The organism is Paenibacillus dendritiformis (assembly GCF_945605565.1).
Taxonomy (GTDB): domain Bacteria; phylum Bacillota; class Bacilli; order Paenibacillales; family Paenibacillaceae; genus Paenibacillus_B; species Paenibacillus_B dendritiformis_A.
The window spans coordinates 4,462,242-4,487,591 of record NZ_OX216966.1; the positions used below are offsets into that span (position 1 = coordinate 4,462,242).

Genomic DNA, 25,350 nt, shown 5'->3' on the forward strand with positions numbered 1-25,350 from the left:
CGGCAGGCTGTTGTCGGGTGATGCTGTTGTGCTTGCCCCTATGCTGCATCCAACTGCCATCTGTCCGCAAACAGACCATTGACAGCACCTGCGGCATTGTAATATGATGGATGACAAATTCAAAGCGATGATCTGGAGCAGTAGCGTGAAGCTGGAGCCGACAGAGAGCTATCCCTTGGCTGGAAGGATGGCGGCTGCAATTACGTGAACGACACCAGAGAGCGCCGCCTGAACGCTGATGCCAGTAGGAGCGGACGGTCTCCCGCCGTTACAGGGGAAGAGTGATCGCCTTGTGCGATAATTAGGGTGGTACCGCGTGAATCAGACCTCGTCCCTTTTCGGGACGGGGTTTTTTTGTATTTCGGGAAAGGGGGTGATCACATGGACGACGGCGACGATGATGATGACAACAACAATATCTTCAACTCACGGAACAATCGAATAAGGAGGATGTTACGATGTCTATTAACAAGGAATCCGAAGTCCGTGTGCTTTGCTCCACGGTATCCCGTTGCGAAGGACGGCAAGTTATCATACAAGGATGGGTGCACGGCGTGCGTCATCTGGGTCAGGTTGCCTTCGTGGATGTCCGCGACCGCAGCGGCATCGTTCAATGTGTGCTAGAGGGAGAATGGCTTGACCTGTCCTTGACGCTGGAATCGGTCGTTGCCGTCCATGGCCGGGCCGTACCGGCAGCGAAGGCGGCGACCGGCATCGAAATCCATGCCGATCGGGTGGAAGTGCTGAATCGGGCCGCGTCCCCGCTTCCGTTCGATCTGAACAAGAAGCATTTGAAGGTCAGACTGGATACGATGCTGGATCATCGCGTGCTGTCCCTGCGGCATAGAAAGGCTCATTCGATTTTTACGATTCAATCCGCCCTTGCAGGCGCCTTCCGGGATTACTTGACCCTGCACGGCTTTACCCAGATTTTCACACCCAAAATCGTAGCCTCCGGCACGGAGGGCGGTTCCAATCTGTTCCCGATCAATTACTTCGAGCATACCGCCTATCTCGCCCAATCTCCCCAGTTCTACAAGCAAATGATGGTGGGCGCCGGGTATGAGCGGGTCTTCGAGATAGGGCCGGTCTACCGGGCCGAGGAGCATAATACGTCCCGTCACTTGAACGAGTATATTTCGCTGGATGCCGAAGTCGGATTTATTCGGTCCGAGGAAGAGCTGATGGACCTGGAGCAGGAACTGCTGAAGCATATGTTCGATACCGTCGCCCGCCAGTGTGAAAATGAGTTCAACCTGCTCGAAGTCGAACCTCTTGCGCTGACGGCGGACATTCCGCGCATGACCGTTGCCGAAGCCCATCGCATTTTGGAACGGAAATACGGCAAGCTCTCGCCCAAAGGCGATCTCGATCCGGAAGGGGAACGCCTCCTCTGCCAATACGTTGCGGAGAACAACCGGCCGGGCTTTGTCTTCCTGACCCGCTACCCGCGGGAGATTCGTCCGTTGTACGCGATGCCGGCCGCGGATGAAGCGGCATTGACGGCATCCTTCGACTTGCTGATGGGCGGTCTGGAGATTACGACCGGCGGCCAGCGGATTCATGAGCTGGATCAGCTCGTCGCCTCGATCCGGAGCCGTGGCCTGAACCCGGAACATTTCGACAGCTATTTGGAGCTGTTCCGGTACGGTATGCCGCCGCATGGCGGGTTCGCCATCGGGCTGGAGCGGCTGACTTCAAGACTGCTCGGCCTCGGCAATGTGCGGGAAGCCTCCGCCTTCCCGCGCGATCGCAACCGGCTGACGCCGTAATGCAGAATGGACAAAGGGTTTCCGTTGCGGAAGCCCTTTGCCCGCTTAAGCCGCCGCAGCGGGACTTCGGAACGGGGCGTCTCGAAGCGATGGCTGGCTTCCATCGGTTAGAACGCAGGCCGCTCCCCCTCTCAAGGAGTGGGTGGCAATCATGCAGCCTGGGCGCTCGATATGCCATATTCGCAGTCACCGCCTTACCGCCAAGACGGAGCCGCGAACTTGCCGAATCCGTTCGAAGTTCCTGTAGTCGGCCCTCTCCGTCCCCCGCTACTCGCGCGCTTCCTCGCGTAGCGGCTTGATATGCGCCGGAATGGCGGCATGCCGCGTCTCAATGAACCGGGCCTGAAATGCTCCCCGGTAGGAAAACACGGGCCCAATCAGCGGATTCGTCACCTCCACCGAGATCCGGTACAGTTGATCATCCTCGTCATACCATTCGCATACATCGGCCGTACCGGTGAACCGGCGCGGGAAGCGGAACTGCAGCCCGCCTTCATAGAAACGCTGATCGCCCGAGCGGATGCGCAGCCCGCCATTCGCATCCGCAGACAAGGCCAGATCGACCGCCAAATGCTGCTTGTTCCCCAAATAATCGACCACGCCGTCCCGCTCGCGGCTGAATATCATCGTCGCGTCGAAGCGGCGCGTCCGGTGCGGGAACCGGAAGCTTCGAATCCAGGAGACCGTCTCCCGCCCGTACCGATCCCGGTACGCATAATTTTCGATCGTGAACGGGACCTGGCAGCCCGCCTGCGGGAACATAATGTGCCGGAACGTGCCGATATGGAGCGGAACAGCGGCCCATCGCGAATACCATATTTGCTCCATTACGCCTTGGCCGATCGAGGCGATCCCGTCTCGGCTGGAGAAGCCGAAGCGCTCCCGGATGCGCGGATGAAGCTTGGCGAACTCGGGACCGAGCGCCCGTTCATAGATCGACGCCGTCATGTGCCTTCCCTCCCTTCGCGGCCTGGGTCGGCGTGCGTGCGCATCGGCTCGCCTGCGGCAGATCACGGCCGGAGACCGAAGCGATAATGCCGAGTCCGATCATGGCCGTGCTGAGCGTCACCGGATTGAATGGCGCCTTCAGCAATTCCGGGCTGCCGGCGAGCGCAGCGCAGGCGAGCAGCAGCACCAGGACGGCCTGCCCGCGCCACATCCATGTCTTCCGATGACATGCGGTCGTCATCAGGCCGATCCCGATCTCGGCGAAGCCGAGCAGAGTGAGCGCCGGCCTCTCCCATCCCGGGAACAGGCCGGAAGCCTGCAGCAGCGCCAGCTCGCCGGCTTCGGGATACAGCAGCTTCGGCACCAGCCCCTGCCAGCACCAGAGAAGCGTCAGCAGCAGGACGCTGGCATAATGAATAGCGGCCCGCCCGATACTCGCGGCAGGCGGAATGCCGCGCTCCAGCCAGATCCGGAGTGCGTCGAAGCTCCAGGCGGTGGCCCAGCCGAACAGCGGCCGGAATACCGTTCGGTCGAACCACCTGCCCAGGCGGCCGAGTCTCGTCTCGTAATCATACTGCGTCTCGAAGGAGATCTTTTCCCCTAGCGGAGTATATATCCAATAGCCCCTGCCCTTGCAAATGAGCGACAACGCCTGATCGGAGCCGAAGAGGAGGGTGGACATCCTTCTCCCGTCCTCCAGCCGGCGGGCCTTCGTCAATCCCGTCCCTGCAATCGCAAGGCCGAATCCGATCCGCGTCTCATAGCGGAACCGCTGCGGCTGCTCCTCCTGCTCGCGCGGCAAATACGTAATCCGGCTAAAACGCAAATCCCACTGCTCATGCAGCTCCGGCGTCTGCGTATATGCCCATAGCGTGTCCATGTCCGTACGGATCTCAAGCTTCACGTAGATCGGCTTCCTTCGCATCGCGCGCCAACCTCCTCTACGGTCTCGATCCACCGGTCCATCATCTCCGGCACAGACAGCAGACAGGCTCCCCGTCTGCCGAACCACCGGTAGCGCCGCGCGGCGATAAAGTCATACGCCCAATCCCGAACAGGAGCCGGCACGGCGATGCATCCATACAACAGCCGCCACAGTCCCCCTACCTCGCGGCAGACGCGCAGCGCCGCCTCCGACTTCGTATAGCAGGCAGCACCCTGCACCATGACGAAGCTGTCCGGCAGACGGCCGGACCTGCCCGCGCGTTCCAGCACATACCGCCCCGCTTCGGATTGAAGCGCAGCGAACCGGAATCGTCTCTTCGCATCCCGCTTGATCATGAAGCGGGTCAGGCTGTGGCAGAGCAAGCACTCTCCGTCCATCAGCAACAGAACCGGTTGCCTCGAATTGCTCAGCCTGCTTGTCATGCGCATCCCTCCCTTTCCCCTCTAATTGTAGCGAGGGAGGGGCCGCTCCGATAAGTTCCAACTAGGATAGAACCAAATGACAATAGGGTACTACGCAACGTAGTACCCTGAGTCTCGAGTCATATTCATATGAATTGATGAAGCTTGCGCCTGACTTCCGGGCTAATCTCGGTCTCCAAGGAACAGCCCTTTCCGCCTTATTTTCTTGACGGCCTCTTTGCTGCTGCGCACGCCGAGCTTCTTCAATATTTTATTCACCTGATTCTTCAAGGTGCTCTCGGCTTTGTACAGCTTTTGCTCGATCTGCGGGTGCGTATAGCCCGCCTCGATCAGATCGAACACTTCCCGCTCCGCGGCGGTCAGCCTCTTCAACTGTTCATCACGCTTCAGTCGGGCGTAATCCTTCAGCAGCGCCTCCATCGGCCCGGGATGACGGTGCGCGCTGCGGATCGCATGCGGGAGCGCTTCGAAGTTGATCTTCTCGATATAATTGACCGCCCCCGCCGTGAAGGACTGCGTCATAACGCGTTCATCAGCGACAGAGGTCAGCATAATAATCTTGGCCTCACTGATCTCATGAATCTCTACCGCGGCATAAACGCCCTCGAGCGGCTTATCGCCGAGCTGGATATCCATGAGCACGACATCGCAGGCCAGCGTCCGGGCGAGCCGTATGCCTTCTTCGGCCCCCGTGGCGGCCCCGATGACGAGGATGTCCTCTTCCTGATTAAGGTATGAGGTCATCGCTTTAATCCAATCGGGATCATCCTCGACCAGAAGCACCTTAATCGGATTCATGACGGTTCCCTCCATTCCTGCTGATGGTTGCGCGGCGCGGAAATTGCAGCGTTACGCAAGTGCCTTCGCCTTCCTTGCTCGCGATATGTACGTCTCCCCCGCTTTTCTGCATCACATTGTACACATAGGACAGACCGAGACCGAAATTGTACCTATGCCCCTTCGTGCTGTAAAACGGTTCGAAGCCGCGCGCTAGCTGCTCCCGGTTCATACCTGTCCCGGTATCCTGAACCGACAAGCGCACCCCTTGCGGACTGTCCTCGATCTTGATGCGTATGGCTCCGCCGTCCGGCATCGCCTCAACAGCGTTCCGCAGCAGATTCCCAAGCGCCTCTGTCATATGAACGGCATCGCAGAGAACGAGGGGACGGCAGGCATAGTCCGTATCGGCCGCGATATGGCGGCTTGCGAACAGCAGCTCATGCTCTGCCAAGCTTGTTTCGGCAAGCCGATCGAGCCGGCAGGGCTCCTCCCGCAGTACGACATCCTTCATCTGGCTGTGGATCCGTGTCACCATTGCCAGCATATGCTCCGCTGCGCGGGAGATAATCTCCAGATGCTGGCGCGACGGCTCGTCCTCTTCCGGGAGCGCGCGCCTCAAGCTTTCCGAACTGATGGCGATCTTGCCGATTTCATTCTTGATCGTATGATTCAGCAGAGCCGTTCCCGAGCTGACCGCTTGCATCGTGCTCTCCAGCGGGTCCCGCTCGAAGCGCAGCCTGACGCTCAGCACGCCGTACAGAAAGGAACAGAGCAGCCCCAACGCCAACGAATAGATGATAAACACCGAGATATAACGAAAAAAATCAATCTCCAGCCCAATCGCATTCGCCACATTGATGAACGCCAGTACCGCCAATATCGTCGGTACGACAATGAGCGTCACGATCAAGCGGCTGCGCTTTTTCCTCCGATCCGTCTCCTTCCACAAGGAAGCAACAAGCCAATAGCAGGACAGCAAATAATAGGGCCCGGTCCAGACAAGAAGCAGACGGAAGTCCAGTGCCAGCACCGGATGGAAAGGCGTGACTGCCAGCATCACCGCGACGGGCAGCAGAAGCAGCCATTTCATCATCCGGCGCGTCCTGGCCTGCGGGAATCGCTCCGCGTACACCATGCTGAACACGAGCACTCCGTAAGGGGTCAGCGTCTGATTCAGGAACTGCAGCGCACCGGACCAGCCGGGAAGTCCGTTCTCCGCCAGTATTTCCGCCAGCCCGCCGATGGACGCGCTAATCAGGAAGACAGCGGCCCAGCGATTCGTCTCGCTGCGGGGATGATTCCCTAAGAGGATGATCGCCGCCGTCAGCAGCGACAAAAAATAATGCAGCATAGCATCCCGTCCCGTAAACTTCTGTTCGAGCATGCACCGGACAAGCTTCGGCCGATCGACAATTACAATGATTAAGGCGCTGTTCCGAAAATGCTCTTATAAATCGATACGATCTCCTTCAATACGTCCAACGAATCTATTGTATTGCCCACTTGCAAGGCATGATTCCCGTTAGGGACCGGAACGATCCGCATCTGCTCCAATCCGGCAATCGCCTGCACGCTCTCGCTGCTGAAAACCGTATCTGCGGTCCCATATATTACGGCTCCGCTGGAGCGCTGGATATACGGAACCGTATCATCCAGCGGCGTAAGATAGATGTGCCGGATCGCATCGCTGTTGATACGCTCGGCCACTTGACCGGCAATGATGGTGCCCAAGCTTTTGCTGACGAAGATGAGTCGATCATAATTGCCGCGGAGGTGGTCGATCGCCGCCTGCGCTTCCGCCACGACAATAGGGAGCTGATCCAATGTCAGGTCAGTTCGCGCGCTCTGATAGCCGTATTCCAGCAGCAATACGTCCAGCTTATTCTCCAAGGCGCTGCTGCAGGCGTAATGCAATAACGGCATCTCGCAGGAATACTGCATGCCCGGGAAGCCGACCACCAGCGTATCCGAATCATTTCTGAAAAACTTATGCCTCGCTTCTCTGCCCCATTCCGACGGACAAGTGACAAAGCTCATGTTCATCTCCATTCCCCCTCTGCTTGCTAAGTAAAATATTGCACAACCGTGCCTTGTCCCTGCGCTGCTTCGACCACGGCATATGCCCCGTTAATGAATGTCATCTGCGGCGGAACATGTCCGCAATCGATATCATACACAACGGGAATGTGAAGCTCCTCGGACAGCTCGCGGTACACATCTTCCGCCGTATAGTTGTCGACCGGATGATTGGCGGCGCTTCGGCCGAACAGGATGCCGGAACAGTGATCGAACCAGCCGGCCAACTTCATGTGAATGAGCGAACGGCGCAGATCCGCCGCTGACAGCTCGCAGTTTTCCAAATACCAAATGACCGGTTCGCCGCTCGCATACTGATTTCTGAAGCGATGGACATCGCCATATGGTGTTCCGATCAGATGCCGTATAACATCGATGCAGCCGCCGAGCAAGCGGCCTTCCATTTTTTCTTCCCGGTTCGAGACGGTTCTCCAAGCCGTGGACTCGGTCAAATGAAACACGCATGGCGTCGGGTTGGCATGATCCCACTTTGCCTGATAAGCGGCAGAAGACTGCTGGCGGACGGAGGCTCCGGCCGGCGTCGATAAGACCGACTTCCACATGGCCGTCGTGTCGTCGGAATATTCACCCCGCATGTCTGCCAGATTGGGACCATGCGCCGTCGCGATCCCGGTTCGCAGCGTCAGGGCCAGCAGCAGCACGCTCGTATCCGAGTAGCCGAGCACCCATTTGGCCTTCGCCTGGTCATAATCAATCTGATCCACGATCTCAATGAGCAGTTCGCCGCCCCAAGGCGGAATGATGATGCCGATCTCGTCGTCCTGCATCATCCGGTTGAACTCCTCGGCCCGCTGCCGGGCAGGGGCCGACTTGGCTTTGTCCTGGGTCCATACGGTATCTCCCCATACGACCCGGTAGCCTTGCTTCTCCATGCGGGCCTGCGCTTGATGAAGGAGCTCATGCAGTGCTGCCGGCACGCCCGAAGATGGCGCCGTTACGCCAATCGTGCTAGTGTCCCTTAATGACGGATATGTAATCATTCCATTTCCCCCTGTCTATATGGTCTTGAACATGAGGCCCTGTTCCCGCTTGACTGCGAAAGAGTTTAGTTTGTTTCGAATCTGTTATTGCAAGCGACGCGGCGTCATTTTGTATCATAAGCTGTGATTGGAAAATTGAGGAGTGGATGAAGATGAAGAAATTATACGCCATTGCGCTCGTCTTGGCCATACTGGGATTAGCCGGATGCGGACATCGAAATGGAGAAGAAGGGGATCGGCATGCCGCCGATCTCGAAGGCATCGAAGTGATTCAGATTGATCACGGGAGCACGACTCTGCATCTGGAGTCTGCGGATATCGATTCGCTGGAGGCGTCGCTGCTGCGTTACGACAACGGTCCGGGCATCATCCTCAACAAAGGAAAGCACAGCCTGTCGATCGGACTCCAGAGCAGCTTCTTCCGCATTTTCAACCTCGGCATGATGCCGCAGCTTAAGGTTCGCATTCCGAACGGCTATGGCGGCCAAATTATTATCCAGGGAACATCGGGCAGCGTCCACGCCAGCAGCTTGGATACCGAGGATCTCCGGATTACCGGCAAAAGCGGGAGCATCACGCTTGATTTTGCGGATTTCCACAGCAATGTCAGCGTGTCGACCGCGAGCGGCCATGTGAAGCTGGATGTGAATTCCCCGGATCCTGACCTCCGTCTCAAGCTGCGTTCAGGCAGCGGAAGCCATTCTGTCGCGATCCCGCTCCAGGAGCACCGGCAGAGCAAGGGCAGGACCGAGGGAACCGCGGGAAGCGGGGCTCATGAGATAAGCATTAAGACGGGTTCAGGCCATATTTCCGTCCAATAAATGAAGCGAAGCCCTTCCGCGCATACGATGACTCGCGCCTTCCTTCTCCGAGTCCTTGCAAAGAAGGGCTTCTTTATACCGTTATTTCTCATGCTCCAACAACTTCTTCAGCTTGCGCTCGTTAATCCCGCCCTGCATGAATTGGAATCGCATCCCGCTTAACCGCTGTGCACGGTCGATGATCTGCCCCAGATGGTATCCGGTATGCTCTACCAAGTGATAGACGTCCGCCATATCCAGCCGCTCCACATCGTGTTCAGCCGCCAGATGCCGGGATATTAGCCGCTTCCACTCGCCGAACGTCTTCGCCGCCCGGCTCCTCAGTTCAGTCACGTCGATGCCCTCATCCGGAAAATAGCTCTCTATGCCGCCAGCTGCTATAGGGCCAAGATACGAATACCGATCAATATGGCGCCGGATATGCTCGCCAATATGAAGCACGATGCCGCCAATGGAATTGGAATGCCCGGATTCCTTAAGCCATACGTCTTCGGTGCTTAGCGAACGCAGAACCGCATCCAGCTTCGGTGCGTAATGATCGCACATGCGATGCAGTGATATGCGAATGAAGTTGCGATGGGCATCCTCCATCGAAACCCCTCCTATCGAGATATTCAGAGTATTTGCGTTCCCTTATGCTCTCATTGCAAATCCGCTATCGAAGGAATCGTGCATCGAATTCAGCAGGTATCCAGGTGAAGCCGATCCAGATTGCTGCGAAAATAATTGAATCCGGAATATACCGTCATGCCGACCGCTGCGGCCATCACGCCGTAATCGATCAAGCCGTGAAGCTGTGAAGGCAGCGGCATTCGGCTGTTCACCATGACGATAACGACAGCGGCAACCTGCAGCACCAGCTTCCATTTGCCGTACCGGTCTGCAGCGAGAGCAATGCCTTGCGCCGAAGCGACAATGCGAAGCCCGGTCACGATGATCTCCCTGCCAATGATGATGACCGCCATCCAGGATGGAATCAGATGATGCTGCACGAGCATTATGAGCGCGGCCGAGATGAGCAGCTTATCTGCCAGCGGATCCAGCAGCTTGCCGAGATTCGTAATCTGATTGTATTTACGCGCCACATACCCGTCCAATTTGTCCGTCGCCGAAGCCAGCACGAATAGCAGCACAGCCACCTCGGCGCCATGCTCATTAGCGAAGCGGAGCATAGGGGCTTCAGCAACCATCCAATCCGGGTAAGTCTGATAGAACAGCAGAAATAGCGGAATCAAACCTATTCTTGCCAGCGTAATACGATTGGCCAGATTCATGGCGCTCCCCTCGCCTTTCCCTACATGGATTCGCGCAATCTGCGCAGTGCCATCCTATTTTCACCGGATAACTCCCAACAATTTTTGTTCAATATCGAATTGTTCAGGGTCGCTTTTGATATACACGATGCGTATATTGCTGACGCCAATCTTCATTGGAGGACTCATCATCTCGATCTCATTCAGCGCATTATGCAAATCCGGGGCAGCCTTGTTCGCGGCCCGATCATCTTCATACTCAAAGAGATAGACCACATCATCGCTGTCTACTATGCGAAAAGCCTCTTGGTTGACGGCCCCCTTCGATATCAACGGATCGGGAAGGTCAATCGGCTGCAAGGACAATCCTTCCGCATCCATGTTGTTCTTGACCTGCTCGATCGTATGATAAGGTACGGCGCGCTCCTGGACGCTGCAGCCTGATAGCTGGATCAGAAGGAGACCGGCCCCGACGATATAACCTAAAGTTCTCATCGCTTCTCCTTCCTCTTCACTTTGTTCATTCTACCCGTTCCCCGCACTAAGAAATTGTACAAGTCCGATCAAGAACATCAAGCCAAAAATCCCGACAATGATCCAGAGCGCGTAATAGCTTCCTCTCCTCGGCCGTTGCTTCAGTTGGGCTTCCACATCCGTAAGCCTCCGCTTTAGTTCTTCGATTTCCTTATCCACGTTCATCGTTGTTCCTCCTCTCCTTTGACTCCGCCAATTCCCGCAAGCCTTGCCGCAATGTCTCGATGCCCTTCAGCACATGCTGGCGGTTCGCTTCGTCATTCCGCTCATCTCTCGCATGCCGCAATACGGGACGCAGCGATTCGACCGAACGCCCGAAGGCCTGCATCCATTCATAGCGCGGCACCATCCATAAATGGAAATGATGCGTCGTATCCTCATTGTAGAAATAGTAGACCGATTGAATCTGCATCTGTTGCCGCTGCACCGTCCGTATGTTGTGGACGAAAGTGATGTAATCCGACCGCTCTTCCGCCGTCATCTCGTCCAGGCCGTAGAAATGCCTTTTGGCGGCGACGATGACGAGCCCCGGTATCGGATAAGCGACATCTTGATGCGCATGGAAATGCTCGGTCTCCGCAATCGTTCCCCCATGAGGTTGGATCTGTCCGTTCGTGAGGGCGCAGCTTAAGCATTCCGCCTCAATCGTGCGGCCGTCGGCCAATGTAATCGCTCTTCCTATGACACCATCTCCCCATCCTGTTCCAGTTCCTGCAGATCAATTCATCCAGATCAAGCTGTAATGGTAAATACGTCCAAATGGCTAAATCGGTTCCAATCTTCTTCCATCATAACTAAAAAACGCCTCGCCTGTCAGCATATTCGCGTCTCGCTCCACACTGCCTGCGACTCAGGGCGAACCTCCCGCTTCTGAGCATTGCACCACTCTCCCATTCCGTCAGGGCTCTGGTGCTTCCGCTCTTTGTGTCACTCTCCCTTCGAATCAGGCTACCTCCTTGACCATCCGTCCTGAGCATATTTGCATCTTTGTTCACCACAAAAACAAGTGCCCTTCAATGGCTCAACTCTACATCTGATTCATCGATACCTGACTGTTCCGCTCTTTCCTGATTCACGGGGAGATTGCTTATAAGAACCTCCAAGCACCCGGCCTCCTGACGTACGGGGAGATTGCTTATAAGGAACTGTTAAGCACCGGACGTCCTGATTCACGGTGAGCGTGATCGTAAGAGAATCCGGACAGATTCCCTGACTCAAGGGGAGATTCGATATAAGACAAGCTGCCCCTATTAATTCCCCATCGGAAGATGCACTCCACTCGGAGCAAACGCATAAAGACCCCGAACAACGGTTATCCGTTATTCAGGGCCTGTTTTGATCAAATCATTTTATTGCTTGCATGGGCGACCGGTTACGCCTCCAGCCATTTTCTCTGGAGCCGGGCGATCGCTTCGTATTCTTCCTCCAGCTTGCGGAAGATGGAGATATAAATCGGCAGCAATTCATGATATATGGCGGCATTCTCAGGGATGGGCTGATGCTTGTGCGTGGACCCGACCATGCCGGACACCACCCCCAAGGAATCAGCCCTTCCGGTCGCATATAAGCCGAGCACGACAGCGCCGAGACAAGAGCTCTCGAAGCTCTCGGGCACGACGACCTCCTGATCGAATATATCCGCCATCATCTGCCGCCACAGGGCCGAGCGGGCGAAGCCGCCGGTCGCATGGATTTTGCGCGGACGTCCCATCTGCTCCTCCATCGCCAGCAGCACCGTATACAAATTGAAAATAACGCCTTCGAGTACAGCCCGGATCATATGCTCCTTCCGGTGATGCATCGTCAAGCCGAAGAAGGAGCCGCGCGCATTCGGGTTCCAGAGCGGCGCCCGCTCTCCGGTCAGATACGGATGGAAGAGCAATCCGTCTGCCCCCGGTCTTACTTGCTCTGCTATCTTCGTCAGCAGATCATAGGAATCAATGCCAAGCCGCTTCGCTGCCTCGACCTCCGAAGCCGCCAACTCATCCCGTACCCAGCGGAACAGCATCCCGCCGTTATTGACCGGGCCGCCGATAACCCAATGCTTGTCCGTCAGGGCGTAACAAAAAATTCTTCCCTTCGGATCGGTTACCGGATGATCGACGACCGTGCGAATCGCGCCGCTCGTGCCGATCGTCGCTGCGACGACGCCCGGCTCAATCGCATTGACCCCCAGATTGGAGAGAACGCCGTCACTTGCTCCCACGATCCCGGGCGTAGAGGCGGCGATTCCCATTGCATCTGCATAGGCCGCATTCATATTCGTCAACTGGTAGGTTGTCGGCACGAGCGTCGACAGCTTCGCCGGAGAGATGCCGGCAAGCTGCAGCGCCTCTTCATCCCAGTCCAGCTGTGCCAGGTTCAGCATGCCGGTAGCCGAAGCAATCGAATAGTCGACCACATATTCGCCGAACAGCTTGGCGATAACATACTCTTTGATAGAGATGAATTTATACGTTTTGTCGAACAGCTCCGGCTCTTCATGACGCATCCACATCAGCTTCGTAAGCGGAGACATCGGATGAATCGGAGTTCCCGTGCGCAAGTACAAGTCATGTCCGACCTGTTCCCGCTTCAGCCGCGCGGCATATTCGCCGCTCCGGTTATCCGCCCAGGTAATGCAGGGCGTAAGCGGTCTGCCTTCGGCATCGACAGCGATCACGCTGTGCATCGCCGAACTGAAGGAGAGGAACAGAATGTCGTCCGATCCGGCTTCGCTCTCCGACATAGCCTGGCGGACGGAACGGAGGACCGCCTGGAAGATTCGCTCGGAATCCTGCTCGGCGATCGTCGAATTCGGCGTGTACAGGGGGTATTCCTCGCTTCCCCTGGCGACCGCTTGGCCGTTCTCCTCGAACAAGACCGCCTTGGTGCTCGTCGTCCCCATATCGATGCCGATCATGTACTTTTTACTGCTCATAGGTACTACCTTCTTTCCCGTCATTCTCCTGCTCTTATACCACTGTACTGAGGAGGAGTATAAAAATCAATCCGACCACCGACAGCACGGTCTCCATCACGGTCCACGACTTCAATGTCTGTGGTACGGACATATTGAAGAACTCCTTCACCATCCAGAAGCCGGCGTCATTCACATGGGAGAGCACAATCGAGCCCGCCCCGGTCGCCAGCACGACCAGTTCCACGTTCACGCCCGGATTCAGCGCCAGCACTGGCGCGACGATGCCGGCCGCCGTCGTCATGGCGACGGTCGCCGACCCGGTAGCGACGCGGATAAGCGCGGCTACGAACCAGGCGAACAAAATGATATTGATGTTGGCCTGAGTGGCCATGGCAGCGATTGCATCCCCAACGCCGCTATTAATCAGCACTTGCTTGAAGGCCCCGCCCCCGCCGATGATCAGAATGATGGTCGCCGTCGGCGCCAGACATTCGCTCGTGAAGCGGGAGATATCCTCCTTCTTGAAGCCTCTGGCGAAGCCAAGCGAGAAGAACGAGAATACGACCGAGATCAGCAAGGCGATAATCTCATGGCCAATGAACTCGCAGAATACGGTCCAGCCGCTAACCCCTTCCGGATCGACAATATTCGCAATCGACCCGATCAGCATCAGAATAACCGGCAGCAGAATGGTGAAGAGCGTGATGCCGAAGCCAGGCAGCTGGCGCTCGTTCTTCAGCGCGAACTGCTCGGCCAGCTTTGCCGGCGGCTCGACTTGGATACGCTTACCGATGTATTTGCCAAATACAGGGCCCGCAATGATCGCCGTCGGCAATCCAATTAACAGCGAGTACAGAATTGTCTTTCCGAGATCGGCCTGATAGGCATCAATCGCGATCATCGGCGCGGGATGCGGCGGAACAAGCCCATGCACGGTGGACAGGCCGGCCAGAATCGGAATCCCGATTTGCAGAAGCGACATTTTCGTTTTGCGTGCGACAGTGAACACGATAGGAATCAACAGAATGACCCCGACTTCGAAGAATACGGGGATCCCGACAATAAATCCGACGACCATCATCGCCCAGTGGACACGCTTCTCACCGAACTTGTCAACCAGCGTAGACGCAATCTGTTCCGCGCCCCCGGATTCCGCCATCATTTTGCCGAGCATCGTCCCGAGCGCGATAACGATCGCAATCGTGCCCAGCGTTCCGCCCAAGCCGCTCGTGATGGACTTTACGACTTCAAGCGGCTGCATGCCAGTCAGCAGACCGAGCAGCAGCGAAGACAGAAGCAGGGTGACAAACGGATTCCATTTGAATTTGGCAATGAACACAATAAGAAACACGATCGCAACCAGTGTCCATAGCAGCAGGGTTACATTGTGGCTTAATCCGAATATCGTACTCATGTTGCAGAACCCTCCCTTAAACCATACCTAACCTTGTTAACATGCCCCAAATCATGATGTATACTTGTCGACAACTTTGGCGGACAGAAGCCCGATATCGGCTTCCCTGATCCCCCTATTGCGGCAAGCTAATATGAAGCGTCCGGCGCGAATCCGCGAAATAGGCTTGAACCACCTGCTGTATTTTGTTCGAGTCTTTGGATTCCAGGCCCCGCACAATGGTCCGATGCTTCTCGATGACGGTACGCAGCTTATCCTCTCCCTCAGAGAAGATTTCCTCCGTCGTAATCAGCAGGACTGTCATCACAATTTGGCGGATGCTTGTCCACAGATGCATAATGCGGTTATGCTCCGCCGCCGCGATAATCGCTTCGTGAAAAGACAAATCCTGAAAAGCGAAATCGGTGACATCACGATACTTCACAGCCAGCTCCATCTTATCGATGATCTGATTCAGCTTCACGATAAGCCGCTCCTGATCCGCACGGGCCAGCCTCTGCTGTACGAAGCTCTCGATCAGGAACCGGACATCATACAGCTCCTCGACATCCTTCATGCTGAGGCCGAGCACGACCGCGCCCATCCGTTCCAGCCGGATAAGACCTTCGTTAGATAACGTTTTCAACGCTTCGCGGACCGGCGATCGGCTCGTACCGAAGTCGGCAGCGACTCGGTTCTCCGAGATGATCTCGCCGGGCTTTACCGTTCCATTTATAATGTGCAAACGCAGCTCGCAGGCGATCGACTCCCCAAGGGAAGCGCCCTGCAGCCATTCTTGTGGATATTGCATCGAGCTCCAACTCTCCTAATGAAATAAATAATGTCCCCATGAACTAAACAGATACTTCAAATTCTATCATACATTCACCGGGATATTCCATTAGGTTGATGCTCGCGCAGGCTTGTTCAGCCTTTTTTCTCCACCTGATGCCCGCCGAATTCATTTCTCAGTGCAGCGACCACCTTGCCGTGGAACGTATCCGACTCCAGCGAACGGTATCTCATGAAGAGAGACATCGCGATGACCGGCGCGCTTGCCTGCAGATCCAATGCCGTCTCCACCGTCCATTTGCCTTCGCCCGAGCTCTGCATCACGCCGCGGATGCCTTCAAGACGAGGATCCTTCGCGAATGCATTCTGCGTCAAGTCCATCAGCCAGCTGCGGATGACCGATCCGTTCGACCATACGCGGGCGACCGATTCATAGTCGAATTCATAATCGCTCTTATCCAACAGTTCGAACCCTTCAGCGATCGATTGCATCATCCCGTACTCAATACCATTGTGGACCATTTTCAGGAAATGACCGCTGCCGCTCTTACCCGCATACAAATAGCCTTGTTCGACCGCGATATCCCGAAATAGCGGCTCCAGCAGCTTGAATACCTCTTCCTTGCCGCCAATCATGAAGCATCCGCCCTGGGCAGCTCCTTCCGTGCCGCCCGATGTGCCTACATCCATATAATGAATGCCATGCTGCTCCAGCTTCTCGCCGCGGGCAACGGATTGCTTGTAATGCGAATTGCCTCCGTCAATGACAATGTCGCCCTGCGTCAGCATCGGAATCAGTGTCGCGATGACGTCATCCACGATTCCGCCAGCCGGGACCATCATCCACACGATCTTCGGCGACGGCAGCTTCGACACCAGCTCTTCAATCGTATCGGCTGCAATCGCTCCCAATTCCGCCGCCTTGTGCCGCGGCTCCGAATTCACGTCATATGCCGCAACCTGGTGCCCATGCCGAAGCATGTTGCTTACCAGATTGAATCCCATCTTGCCGAGTCCTATCATGCCTATATTCATGCTGTTTCTTCACTCCTTGAATTACACTACAAGTATACTTGTATACAACATTTGCAGTTCCTATCTTACCTTGTTCTCGGGAATCTGTAAAGAAGAAATTTGTAAGCGATTTCGATGTACATACTTTGGCCGAATCGGCGACCGAGTATACGCTAGCGATTATCCCCCTCCTCCTTCAACCTTTTTCCTTAATCTTCTCGAACCCGTTCATGCCAGAAATCTTTCAACCTGCGTAATTCTCCTCTCGTAGTTATTCTCCCTATCCACGCAATCTCCTACAGGGGAGCACCTTCAGAATTCAATCCAGTATTTCGATCACAATTATTACTGTCACCATATTACCTTGACTGTAATAGTAATATGCTGTATGTTATACCTCAGGAGGCGATCCTTTGGTGAACATGCATATTTCATCCGATTTGCTTCGGGGACACACGGATACCATTATTTTGAAGCTATTGTTGAGCGGGGACAAATACGGGTATGAGATTACGAAGCTGGTGCATGCCGGTTCCCATGGTCAATACGAGCTCAAGGAAGCAACGATGTATTCCAGTCTCAAGCGGCTGGAAAAGGAAGGAAACATTACATCCTACTGGGGAGACGAATCCCAAGGCGGGCGGAGAAAGTATTACCGCATCACGGAAAAAGGCAAGCTGACACATGCAACCAATAAACAGAACTGGGAGCATGCCAAGCAAATTCTCGACATGTTAATTTAAGAAAGGCAGGGTATTCATATGACAAACAGAAAATTGGCACAATATGTGGACCGAGTATTTCTCCCGTATGAGGATGTGGAGCAAGTGAAGGAGTTGAAGGAAGAGCTGCTTCGCGATCTGGAGGACAGACTGGCGGATCTCCGGCGGGAGGGAAACGATGAGGATGAAGCGTTCCAGATGACGATTGGTTCTATCGGAGATATTTCGGAGCTGATAGACAGCATTCATGATCGGGATGCGATGGTTCAGCTTCAGTCCAAGATGAATCTGTCCATGAGCGATCTGCGCCACTCCGATTTCCGGGGGGTGCGCATGCATGACGGCCAATTCAATTACAGCAACCTTCATGGCTCGGATTTCAGTGAGTCGGATCTGACGCATAGCTCTTTCAAGTGCAGCAACCTGCACAACGCCCTTTTTCACGAAGCGAATCTGACCCGCGCACATTTCTTGAAGTCGAACTTGGTCGGCGCACAGTTCAAGGACTGCATATTCAATGACACGAGCTTCAAATCTTCCGATTTATCCGGCGTATGCTTTGATAACGAACGATTTGAGGGCACCGTGTTCGACTATGCCGGGTTGAGGAAGACTTCATTCCGGAATGCCGTTTTTCGCAATGTCTCATTTAAAACGGATGTAAAAAAAGCGATATTCGACGGCGCCGCGATGGACAAAGTAACGTATGCTCTGCTGAAAGGCTATAAAGCGGACCTGTCCAATGTCACGATCATCTAGATGAAAGGAAGGAGCGGTTCATGAACGACGATATTCAGGCGGTACATGACTTATTTGAGTCATTATCGGTTGCCTGGAACCATGGGGACGGCAAAGCATATGGGCTCTGCTTCACGTTAGATGCGGACTATGTCACTTTTCACGGAGAGCATATTATAGGGAGACACAACATTGCGGACGTCCATCAGAAGCTGTGGGAAGGAGTGCTTCGGGGCTCCACCCTGAGCGGTAAAATAACCAATCTGCGCTTCATCGCGCCGGATACGGCCATTTTCCATGCAGTCGGCGTCGTCCAGCTCCGCTGGCACAAACATGCGCCCAAAAAAAGAAATTCAGTGAACACGAACGTTGCCGTAAAACAAAACGGGAAGTGGAAAATAGCCGCCTTCCATAATTGCCGCATCCAGGTTCCAAGCGTTATGCACAAAGTCATGATGAAGCTGATGAAGCCGTAGAATCGCTTCGGCATAACACAAGGCCTCTTTTCTTTGAAAGAGGCCTTGTCCCTTGTTCTGCTCCTGGTTATCTGCTAGGGGCCGATGGATGGCCCCTGTCCTTGTGCACAATAACTACAGCCGCTCCGCCGCCCGTGCCAGCCGCTCCATTGCTTCCTCGATGACCGCCCGGCGCGAAGTCATATTGAGCCGCATAAATCCGCTGCCTTCCTTCCCAAACGCGTAGCCTTCACTTAACCATACCTTCGCTTCATTCAGCGCCCACTCATTCAGTTCCTTGTCCGTCATGCCGAAGCTCCGCCAATCGAGCCACTTCAAATAAGTGCCTTCCTGGGCGAATGTCTTCACCTTCGGAATGCGCTCGGCGATGAACCGCTCAATATACCGGCTGTTCCCTTCAATATATTTCAGAGCTTCATCGAACCAGGCCTCCCCCTTCGTATATCCGGCGATCGTCGCCTCAATGGCGCCCAGATCGAGCTCAGCGACTCCAGCGCTCTCCACCGCCTTCCGGTATTTCTGGCGCAGCTCTTCTTCCTCGATGAAAATATTGCCCATCTTGAAGCTCGCGATGCTGAACGTCTTGCTCGGAGAAGTCGCCGATATCGTCCGCGCCGCGACATCCGGAGACAGCGTCGCAATCGGAGTATATTGATGATCGCCATAAGTGAAGTCATGATGGATATCATCCGAGAAAATAATAACGTCATGCTCCAGGCACAGGTCGGCCAATCTCTGCAGCTCGTCCCGCTTCCATACGCGCCCTACCGGGTTATGCGGGTTGCAGAGGAAGAACAGCTTAAGCGCTGGATCCTTTACTTTCTGTTCGAAATCCTCGAAATCGATCTCGTACCGGCCGTCAACCAGCTTGAGCGGGTTCGTAACAAGCGTCGCCCCGTTAGATTGAATCATTTTGGCAAATTGAGGGTAAACCGGCGTCTGGATCATCACCTTGTCCCCCGGCGTCGTCACGGCTCGGACAGCGAACGCCATAGCCGGCACCACGCCAGGCGTCAGCACGAACCATTCCTTGGCGACATCCCACTGGTGCCGGCGCTTCATCCAGTCGATGACGGCTGAATAATATCGGTCCTTGCACAACGTATATCCATAGCTCGGGGTGCTCATCCGGGCGACAAGCGCCTCTTGGATCGCCGGCGCCGCCGGGAAATCCATATCCGCCACCCACAACGGAATGCACCCTTCCTGTGATGGGTTGAAAGGCACTGCTTTGAGGGCGTCCAATGCCGCCCGATCGATTGTTTTCTCGAAATCGTACATGATTCATCCTCCTCATCGTTATAAACAAACAATTGGTTGATGCCAGAGAACTCGTCCTCAGCTTAAGCCGCCGCTGCCCCAGTCTTCGCATACCGGCGTTCCATAATCGCGAGCCGCGTGAACAGACAGACCGCGCCGGCGGCCAGACCGCTGATTAACCCGATCCAATACCCGTATGCGGCAAGCGAGGTGAACTTGGCCAGCACGAATCCGACCGGAAGCCCGATAATCCAATAAGACATGAAGGCGATCAAAAATACCGCGTTCACATCCTTATACCCCCGCAGCACACCTTGGACCGGGGCCGCCACCGCATCAGACAGTTGAAAAAATATGGCATAAATGAGGAACGACTCGGTCAGCAGCCGCACACTCGGCTCGTCGGAGTACATGCCGGCGACCTTATGGTTGAACAGGAACAACAGCACGGCGAATAAGGAAGCCAAGGTCACGGCAGAGATAATGCCAATGCGTGTATACTGCTTCGCATCGGTGAATCGCTTCGCTCCTGCCTCGAAGCCGATAACGATCGTCAACGCCATCGCAATGCTCATCGGCAGCATATAGAGTAGCGACGAGAAGTTCAATGCGGCCTGATGAGCCGCAATCGTATTCGTGTCATACTCGCTCATGAACAGCGTGACCGCCGCAAAGATACTGACCTCGAAAAAGATAGACAGCCCGATCGGCGTGCCGATGCGAAGAATCTCTTTCCAGCGGGAGAAGGAAATTCCTCCCCATTGCCTCAGCATGCCCATCGACTGCATCATCGCATTGCCGCGCAGGAACAGAAAAGCGATAATGGCAATAATGAGATATGTAATCGCAGTTGCGATCCCGGCGCCGACGCCCCCCATTTCCGGAAATCCGAATTTCCCGAAAATAAAGAAATAGTTAAGAGTGACATTGACGGGGAAGGACAGCAGCGTAATGAACATCGTGACTCGAGTCTGACCGAGTCCGTCGATGCTCGCCCGGAAGACCGTATAGAGAAATGCGGGAATGACCCCAAAGCCGAGCGCGATCAGATACTCCTTCGCGACCCGGTGAACTTCCGTCTCCAGGTTCATCGCCGACAGAATCGGATCGAGGGCGAACGTACCAATCAGGACGACGACGGCGCCGACGATGACGGACAGATACGCGGCCTGAGTCACGCTCGGCGCCACTTCCCCCTTGCGCCCCGCCCCCATATGATGGGCGATAATCGGAGTGACGGCGAGGAAGATGCCGCTGATTCCGGTATAGACAGGAGCCCAAATGCTGCCGCCAATCGCAACGCCGGCAAGATGGGTTGCATTGTAGTTCCCGGACATAACCGTATCGAAAAAGGACATCAGTTGCATCGCAACCTGTGTAACGAAGATGGGCAATAAAATATGCAGCAGCTGAACGATTTTTTGTTGCAGCGTAAACGTTTGCTTCATGATGTTGCCTGCTCCTTATCTTTTATATTGTGTCAGCTCGCATGGGGCCGATAGCGGCCCCTCTGCCCCGGTGACAAGGAGATGATTGCGTGAGCGTAGAACACCTCACCCATTGTAACATCAAACGGAATCTTTTGCTTGGGAACGCAAGTTCGGTTACAATAGAGGCTAAGGAAAGGAGTGCTCGACGGATGATGACGATTCAGAAAGCGAAGGATCGGGCGGCGCTGGATGCCAAGCTGCCTGGCTTGCCATGGTACATCCAGCAATTTATCGAATATAAGCTGCCGGATCTGTCCCCTTCGTCGCTGCTGGAATATGTGCGGGATTACGAGATTTTTTTGGGATGGCTCGTAACCGAGCGCCTCACCGAAGCGGAGCAGACGCGGGATGTGACGCTTGCCGATCTGGAGCAGCTTCGGATGGAGCATATTACATCCTTCCGCATTTTTTTGACGACGTACAAAGAAGCGTCCAATTCGAGAGTAACGGTATCCCGCAAGCTCTCCTCGCTGCGCTCGCTGTTCCATTATTTAAGCCAGATCGCGGAGGACGAGCAATTTTACCCGTTGTTGAAGCGGAACGTCATGGCGAAGATCGAGATCAAGCGCGTACATAAGCCGAAGGACACGGCGGCGAAGCTGAAGGGCAAGCTGCTGGAAGAGCAGGAACTGGACGAATTCGTCGATTATGTCCGCACCGGATACGCTCTTGACGTCGCCGACAATAAGCAGGCTTCCCATGCGCATGCCCTCAATGCCGTGCGGGATGCCGCGATCGTCAGCCTGATCCTGAACTCCGGGCTGCGGGTAAGCGAAGTCGTCAACTTGAATATGGACGATGTCGATATGAACCGGAAGCTGGTCAACGTCTACCGCAAAGGCCATAATGATGACACCTTCAAGACGCCGGTCTATTTCCGTGACAGCGCCAAGCAGCACCTGCAGGATTATATTGACCTCAGATCGGAACGCTATGCAGCCCCGAAGAAGGAACGCGCCTTCTTCCTTGCCGTCAAGAACGGGGAGAAAGAAGGCAAGCGGATGACGAAGCGTGCCATGCAGCAGATGATTCTCAAATACGCGAAGCGGTTCGGTAAGCCGGCCCTTACCGTTCATAAGCTGCGCCACTCCTTCGCGACGGACTATTATTTGCATAATGATATTTACAAGACGAAGGAGCAGCTCGGTCACGCTTCGACGGAGACGACGGAGATCTACGCCCATCTGACGGACAAGACGATGTCCGAGGCGATCGAGCGCCGGGGAGAGGAATAGCCGCGGACAATCTTCCCTCTCCGCATGCAAACGCCGCCCTTCCCGTGAAGCATCGGGAGGGGCGGCGCTGCTTATCTTCGCCGGAAGATGCTGCCTGAACGGCTTCGCGTCTTCGGCGGTTTGTACTTCTTCACCCTCGGCGGCGAGTACTTGGATGAATTGTCGTACTCCTTTTTGTTCCTTGTGATCGAGCCCCGCGTATTGCTGTCCGACGGCGTGCGCTTGAAGATGCTCCCCCCGCTGCCGACCGTCGAGTCGTTGCTGTTCGTCCCGCGGCGGAAGATCGAGCCCTTCCGCTCGACGGTAAGCGGAGGAATCTTCTTCTTCTCCTCGGTCGTCGGCGCCCGGTACGGCTTCGATGGCTTGTAATCTCCCCGATCCGCATACCCCCGGTAGCCTCCCGCTCCTCGAAGCGAATCGAACAACGTATCCAGCAGCCGATATTGGATATACATCTCCAGGAAGCTGCGATCGTAATTGTTTCTTACATATTCTTTGGAATCGACTTCGATCAGACTGTCTTCCGGCTTCTCCGGGTCCTGCTGGATCTGAATCAGCTGATCGCTGTAGACCAGGAACATTCGCTCGGTACTCTCTTCCGATATCTGCTCCGGCCTGCGCTGCTCCGCAATCGCCTCGGCCGCCTCCGGCACCGGCGTATTCTCCGCCCGATAGATATAGGAGGTGCTGCTTCCGTCCCTCGCCACCGATTCCAGCGGATACGACGCGGACAGATCGATCTGTCCGCAAGCCGCCAGCAGCGGGAAGAGAAGGCTGGCGATAATGATCCATTTGACGGCGTTCCAACCCCGTGCATTCATGGCGAAGCTCCTCATGATCGGCGGATGATGCGCACATCCGCCGCGATGACCGCTTCGCCTTCATACAACTGGAAGCGGCCGTCCTGCCATTCGATGCGGAGCAGCTTCCGGTCGTCGGACTGGTATTGCCATACATATTGCTCTCCGGCTGTGCCGAACGGCGTCTGCCCCGTGCAGATCACTCTGCCGTCATATTGATCCTCCAGATAGAACCATCTTCCGTCCAGTTCGATCTCGGTCGGAACCTCCTCCACCGAATCGAGCCGTCCGTCAATCCCTTGATACAAGCTGTAATAAGGCTGTTCCCGCTCTTCTACATGCAAGTACCGGATATTCGCCCCGTCACGCAACGTAACCCAGGCACCCGGGCGAACGCGCCAATCGGTCCGTCCGACGACCTCATAGCTGATTAGTGATACTTCGCAAATATCTCCCGGCTCCAGCCTGGACGGTTTTTTTTTCCGGCTGCGGCGCCTCGGGCTTGGCCATGATGTTTTTGATCCGTTTCCACAAGCTCATCCGTATCTCTCCTTCCGTTCCCGTCTGTCCGTTACAGACAGGCGGCGATGATGAGCGCGCCTACGACATGCATCGAACCCGCTACCAGGGCATACGACATATGCCCCTGCTTCGTGCCTTCCTCCAGGTTCATGCCGAACCCGCTCCGGAACAGCAGCCGGAGGATGAACTCCAGAATGAGGAGGATGACGAAGGAGACAGCCGACATGAACAGCGCTTCGCCCAGGCTGTAGGCAACCTTAATCGAGCTCGACAGGATGAATCCTTGCGAGAACAGCTTCATGACGAAACGGGTCGTCACCGCGACGTTCCCGGCCCGCATTTCCTGAATATCATTGTAACCCGTGAACAGCGAATCCACGAACATGAGCAAGAACAAGAGCAAAGCTCCCGTTCCCGTCCATAACGCGATCCCGGCAATATTGTCGAGAATCATGTTAATACTGCACTCCCCTTACCGTTCGATGAGATTTCCACACCTATCTGGTTAAGAAGGACGCTTGCCCTGGCGGCAAGCGTCCTTACTCTTACTCAGCGGATTTATCGTATTTTTTCATGATGGCCGCGAGTTCGTCCTCAACATCCTTGTTCTTGCCCAGCTTTGCGAACTCATCGTCGAGCGATTTGGAAGAACCGTTCATCTCGTTCGAGGCTTCGGCCTGAGCTTCCATCGCCAGCATTTTGTCTTCCATCCGCTTCAATCCCGACATGGCCGTATCGGAGCTGAATCCTGCCATCGCCTTGTTGATTTCCGTCTGGGCCTTCGCTGCATTGTAGCGTGCGACCAGCGTCTCGCGCTTGCTCTTCATGTCGGAGTACTGCTTCCGCATCTCGTCCAGCTTCGCGCGAAGGTTGTCGGCGGAAGCCTTGTTCTGCTCGTAGCTCGCCTTGAATTCATTCATCTTCTCTTCGGCCGCTTTTTTCTCTTCCAGGGCCCGGCGGGCAAGATCCAGATTATCGGCCTGTACGGCGATATGAGCCTGCTCCTCGCGCTTCTTCACCAGCGCGGCTTGCTCCTCGTACGATTGCTTGAAGCGCTTCTCGATCGCGATCTGTTGAGCTACCGCACGTTCCGCTTCCTCCAGATCCTCTTGCATGTCCCGCAAGTATTGATCAGTCATCTTGATAGGATCTTCGGCTTTCTCAATCAGCGCATAAATGTTGGACATGGTGACATCACGCAAGCGTTTGAATAATGACATGGACAGTTCCTCCCTATGCAGTCTTATCCTCAGTTTATCCTGGAAACCTTGGATTCCTGGGCATGTTGTTAATCCGTCTTTATACCCATACATACGAATGGAATCCGACGTTGTTTCACTTTTTTTTGCTCTTCCTATTTTATCACGCTGAGGAAGAGAAGGATAGCTGTCACAGCAGGTCTCTGCATACAGAGAATGCCGGGGCCGTCAAATCGACCCCGGCATAATATCCG

Annotated in this window: 27 protein-coding genes, 1 pseudogene and 1 other annotated feature; of the genes and pseudogenes, 6 read left to right on the plus strand and 22 right to left on the minus strand. The window is 55.2% G+C overall.

The window, feature by feature from the left end; translation table 11 throughout:
• Positions 1-118: 118 nt before the first annotated feature.
• Positions 119-339: a binding site (T-box leader), on the plus strand.
• A 119-nt stretch (positions 340-458) separates the two neighbouring features.
• Positions 459-1,772 (plus strand): aspartate--tRNA(Asn) ligase, encoded by a 1,314-nt coding sequence (gene aspS, locus NNL35_RS19880; RefSeq protein ID WP_006675538.1) that lies wholly within the window; start codon positions 459-461, stop codon positions 1,770-1,772.
• 267 nt (positions 1,773-2,039) lie between these two features.
• Here the strand turns inward: aspS and NNL35_RS19885 are convergent, their stop codons facing one another.
• The 7 genes from NNL35_RS19885 to NNL35_RS19915 form a co-directional block, all read right to left on the minus strand.
• Positions 2,040-2,720, minus strand: a complete 681-nt coding sequence (locus NNL35_RS19885) for a DUF4166 domain-containing protein (RefSeq protein WP_006675537.1) — start codon at positions 2,718-2,720, stop codon at positions 2,040-2,042.
• Entirely contained in the window at positions 2,701-3,645 is a 945-nt protein-coding gene (locus NNL35_RS19890; RefSeq protein WP_006675536.1) for a DoxX-like family protein, read from the minus strand. Before NNL35_RS19890 ends, NNL35_RS19885 begins: the two co-directional genes overlap by 20 nt.
• A complete protein-coding gene (locus NNL35_RS19895) occupies positions 3,621-4,088 on the minus strand; it encodes a thiol-disulfide oxidoreductase DCC family protein (RefSeq protein WP_006675535.1) in 468 nt (155 codons plus the stop codon). The genes NNL35_RS19890 and NNL35_RS19895 overlap by 25 nt, the downstream gene beginning before the upstream one ends.
• Before the next feature lie 162 nt (positions 4,089-4,250).
• Positions 4,251-4,886, minus strand: a complete 636-nt coding sequence (locus tag NNL35_RS19900) for a response regulator transcription factor (protein ID WP_006675534.1) — start codon at positions 4,884-4,886, stop codon at positions 4,251-4,253.
• Complete coding sequence (locus tag NNL35_RS19905) at positions 4,873-6,219, minus strand: sensor histidine kinase (RefSeq protein ID WP_040730208.1); 1,347 nt, start codon at positions 6,217-6,219, stop codon at positions 4,873-4,875. The genes NNL35_RS19900 and NNL35_RS19905 overlap by 14 nt, the downstream gene beginning before the upstream one ends.
• Positions 6,220-6,290: 71 nt before the next feature.
• Positions 6,291-6,911 carry an alpha/beta fold hydrolase gene (locus NNL35_RS19910; RefSeq protein ID WP_006675532.1) on the minus strand — a complete coding sequence of 207 codons (621 nt, stop codon included), beginning with the start codon at positions 6,909-6,911 and terminating at the stop codon, positions 6,291-6,293.
• Between the two features lie 20 nt (positions 6,912-6,931).
• Complete coding sequence (locus NNL35_RS19915) at positions 6,932-7,945, minus strand: S66 family peptidase (protein ID WP_006675531.1); 1,014 nt, start codon at positions 7,943-7,945, stop codon at positions 6,932-6,934.
• Positions 7,946-8,097: 152 nt separating this feature from the next.
• Here NNL35_RS19915 and NNL35_RS19920 point away from each other — a divergent pair, with 152 nt between their 5' ends.
• The gene (locus NNL35_RS19920; protein ID WP_006675530.1) at positions 8,098-8,766 is read left to right on the plus strand and encodes a DUF4097 family beta strand repeat-containing protein; all 669 of its coding nucleotides are present in this window, start codon (positions 8,098-8,100) and stop codon (positions 8,764-8,766) included.
• A gap of 81 nt (positions 8,767-8,847) precedes the next feature.
• Here NNL35_RS19920 and NNL35_RS19925 read toward each other — a convergent pair whose 3' ends face one another.
• The 9 genes from NNL35_RS19925 to gnd form a co-directional block, all read right to left on the minus strand.
• Complete coding sequence (locus NNL35_RS19925; protein ID WP_006675529.1) at positions 8,848-9,357, minus strand: hypothetical protein; 510 nt, start codon at positions 9,355-9,357, stop codon at positions 8,848-8,850.
• A gap of 89 nt (positions 9,358-9,446) precedes the next feature.
• Positions 9,447-10,040, minus strand: coding sequence for a CDP-diacylglycerol--glycerol-3-phosphate 3-phosphatidyltransferase (gene pgsA / locus NNL35_RS19930; RefSeq protein ID WP_006675528.1), 594 nt, complete (start codon positions 10,038-10,040; stop codon positions 9,447-9,449).
• 60 nt (positions 10,041-10,100) lie between these two features.
• Entirely contained in the window at positions 10,101-10,514 is a 414-nt protein-coding gene (locus tag NNL35_RS19935; protein WP_006675527.1) for a hypothetical protein, read from the minus strand.
• A 30-nt stretch (positions 10,515-10,544) separates the two neighbouring features.
• Complete coding sequence (locus NNL35_RS19940; RefSeq protein ID WP_006675526.1) at positions 10,545-10,718, minus strand: hypothetical protein; 174 nt, start codon at positions 10,716-10,718, stop codon at positions 10,545-10,547.
• Positions 10,705-11,217: an HIT family protein gene (locus NNL35_RS19945; protein WP_006675525.1), complete on the minus strand. Its 513-nt coding sequence runs from the start codon at positions 11,215-11,217 to the stop codon at positions 10,705-10,707. Before NNL35_RS19945 ends, NNL35_RS19940 begins: the two co-directional genes overlap by 14 nt.
• A gap of 708 nt (positions 11,218-11,925) precedes the next feature.
• Positions 11,926-13,473 carry a gluconokinase gene (gntK, locus tag NNL35_RS19950; RefSeq protein WP_006675524.1) on the minus strand — a complete coding sequence of 516 codons (1,548 nt, stop codon included), beginning with the start codon at positions 13,471-13,473 and terminating at the stop codon, positions 11,926-11,928.
• Positions 13,474-13,507: 34 nt separating this feature from the next.
• Complete coding sequence (locus NNL35_RS19955; protein WP_006675523.1) at positions 13,508-14,869, minus strand: GntP family permease; 1,362 nt, start codon at positions 14,867-14,869, stop codon at positions 13,508-13,510.
• Positions 14,870-14,984: 115 nt separating this feature from the next.
• A complete protein-coding gene (locus NNL35_RS19960) occupies positions 14,985-15,659 on the minus strand; it encodes a GntR family transcriptional regulator (RefSeq protein WP_006675522.1) in 675 nt (224 codons plus the stop codon).
• Positions 15,660-15,775: 116 nt separating this feature from the next.
• Complete coding sequence (gnd, locus tag NNL35_RS19965; RefSeq protein ID WP_006675521.1) at positions 15,776-16,675, minus strand: phosphogluconate dehydrogenase (NAD(+)-dependent, decarboxylating); 900 nt, start codon at positions 16,673-16,675, stop codon at positions 15,776-15,778.
• 401 nt (positions 16,676-17,076) lie between these two features.
• Between gnd and NNL35_RS19970 the strand changes: the two genes are divergently transcribed.
• Genes NNL35_RS19970 through NNL35_RS19980 form a run of 3 tightly spaced genes read left to right on the plus strand, consistent with a single transcriptional unit; the run spans position 17,077 to position 18,590 of the window.
• On the plus strand, positions 17,077-17,397 hold the full coding sequence (locus NNL35_RS19970) for a PadR family transcriptional regulator (RefSeq protein WP_040730206.1): 321 nt from the start codon (positions 17,077-17,079) through the stop codon (positions 17,395-17,397).
• Between the two features lie 45 nt (positions 17,398-17,442).
• A complete protein-coding gene (locus NNL35_RS19975; RefSeq protein WP_254553680.1) occupies positions 17,443-18,135 on the plus strand; it encodes a pentapeptide repeat-containing protein in 693 nt (230 codons plus the stop codon).
• Positions 18,136-18,155: 20 nt separating this feature from the next.
• Positions 18,156-18,590, plus strand: coding sequence for an SgcJ/EcaC family oxidoreductase (locus NNL35_RS19980; protein ID WP_006675518.1), 435 nt, complete (start codon positions 18,156-18,158; stop codon positions 18,588-18,590).
• Between the two features lie 114 nt (positions 18,591-18,704).
• Here NNL35_RS19980 and NNL35_RS19985 read toward each other — a convergent pair whose 3' ends face one another.
• Positions 18,705-19,871 carry a MalY/PatB family protein gene (locus NNL35_RS19985; RefSeq protein WP_006675517.1) on the minus strand — a complete coding sequence of 389 codons (1,167 nt, stop codon included), beginning with the start codon at positions 19,869-19,871 and terminating at the stop codon, positions 18,705-18,707.
• 62 nt (positions 19,872-19,933) lie between these two features.
• Entirely contained in the window at positions 19,934-21,298 is a 1,365-nt protein-coding gene (locus NNL35_RS19990) for an MATE family efflux transporter (RefSeq protein ID WP_006675516.1), read from the minus strand.
• Between the two features lie 194 nt (positions 21,299-21,492).
• On the opposite strand from NNL35_RS19990, the gene xerS reads away from it, so the two are divergent.
• A complete protein-coding gene (gene xerS, locus NNL35_RS19995) occupies positions 21,493-22,575 on the plus strand; it encodes a tyrosine recombinase XerS (RefSeq protein ID WP_040730203.1) in 1,083 nt (360 codons plus the stop codon).
• 71 nt (positions 22,576-22,646) lie between these two features.
• Here xerS and NNL35_RS20000 read toward each other — a convergent pair whose 3' ends face one another.
• The 4 genes and pseudogenes from NNL35_RS20000 to NNL35_RS20015 form a co-directional block, all read right to left on the minus strand.
• Positions 22,647-23,396 carry a DUF4247 domain-containing protein gene (locus tag NNL35_RS20000; RefSeq protein WP_006675514.1) on the minus strand — a complete coding sequence of 250 codons (750 nt, stop codon included), beginning with the start codon at positions 23,394-23,396 and terminating at the stop codon, positions 22,647-22,649.
• Between the two features lie 11 nt (positions 23,397-23,407).
• Positions 23,408-23,915, minus strand: a pseudogene (locus NNL35_RS20005) (DUF4178 domain-containing protein).
• 31 nt (positions 23,916-23,946) lie between these two features.
• Positions 23,947-24,351 carry a DUF350 domain-containing protein gene (locus tag NNL35_RS20010; protein WP_006675512.1) on the minus strand — a complete coding sequence of 135 codons (405 nt, stop codon included), beginning with the start codon at positions 24,349-24,351 and terminating at the stop codon, positions 23,947-23,949.
• A gap of 91 nt (positions 24,352-24,442) precedes the next feature.
• Positions 24,443-25,117, minus strand: coding sequence for a PspA/IM30 family protein (locus tag NNL35_RS20015; RefSeq protein WP_006675511.1), 675 nt, complete (start codon positions 25,115-25,117; stop codon positions 24,443-24,445).
• Positions 25,118-25,350 lie beyond the last annotated feature (233 nt).